Source organism: Streptococcus sp. GMD4S (genome assembly GCF_000296955.1).
The window spans coordinates 1-1,290 of sequence record NZ_AJRE01000238.1 but is presented as its reverse complement, the minus strand read 5'-3'; the positions used below and the strand labels follow the sequence as shown (position 1 = coordinate 1,290).

1 protein-coding gene is annotated in these 1,290 nt (G+C 43.0%); it reads right to left on the bottom strand.

What is annotated here, in order from left to right; genetic code table 11:
• On the bottom strand, positions 1–1,104 hold a 1,104-nt coding region (locus GMD4S_RS09005; RefSeq protein ID WP_000454450.1), incomplete at its 3' end, for a helix-hairpin-helix domain-containing protein.
• Positions 1,105–1,290 lie beyond the last annotated feature (186 nt).

The following is a 1,290-nucleotide window of genomic DNA, read 5'->3' as shown; positions in this document are numbered from 1 at the left end:
AGCGATAATCCCATTGATAACAGTCGTCTTACCAGTACCAGGTCCACCTGTTAGGATAAAGACCTTGTTCTGGATAGCATCACAGATAGCTTGCTTTTGGATACTATCGTATTGGATACCCAGTTCTTTCTCGACGCTAGCGATATGCTTTTGAATGGTTTCCAAATCATGACTCTTTTGTTTTCCTTTTTCAAGGATACGAACCAAGTGACTGCGGATGCCTTCTTCAGCGAAAAAGAGGCTATTATCAAAGATTTTGGTATCAATCTGCTGAACCTTGTCTTCTTCAATCAAATGAGATAATTCCTGAGCTACTTGGCTGGGATCGAGTTCCACGGGACGGGAAGACTCGAGGAGAGTCAGGGTCTGTTCCAGCAAATCTCGGGCTTCCATATAGGTATTGCCCGTATCCATACATCCCTGAAAAAGACTGTGGACAAGGCCAGCACGGAAACGTTCAGGGGCTTGACTTTCGATGCCTAGTTCGGCGGCTAATTGGTCAGCAATGGTAAAGCCCAATCCCTTGATATCCTCAACCAACTGGTAGGGATAGTTTTCGACAATATCCAGCGTTTCTTCCTTGTAAAAGTTTTGAATCTGAAAGGCTAGTTTATTGGGAATGCCGTAGTTAGCTAGTTTTGCCAAGACCATCTCTGTTCCGTAGTTGAGACGGAGGGTGGAAACAAAAGCCTCACGGTTTTTGGCAGAGAGTCCTGCAATACTTTCCAGCTTTTCAGGATGTTCCAGAATTTCGTCAATGGTATTTTCACCATAGCTATCAACGATTTTTTGGGCCGTTTTGAGACCAATTCCTTTGAAATGGCTACTAGAAAAGTACTTGACTAGCCCATTTTTAGTTGGTTTTGCCCGCTCATAACGGCTGATCTGAAGCTGTTCTCCATACTTGGAGTGCTGAATGATTTGCCCCCAAAAAGTATAGTCTTCACCCTCAATTACATCAGCCATGGTTCCTGTAACGATGATTTCAAAATCGTCAAAGTCCTCCGCGTCCGTATCTTCGATATCTAGGAGGAGAATGCGATAAAAATTACTGGGATTTTCAAAAATAATCCGTTCAATGGTGCCTGAAAAATAAACTTCCATAGGTTTCCTTTACATGAGTTCGTGAGAGTTGGACCCTTAGCTTCTTTCAACAAGCTAGGAGACTAAAAGTCCTTCTTCTCGCAATAGAAAAAGAGACTGAGACTTAGCATTCTCGGCCTCTTCCTTATCTTAAAAAGTTCCGATACGGTTAAGTGGCCAGAAACGGAATTTTGCTTCGCCTTTGAT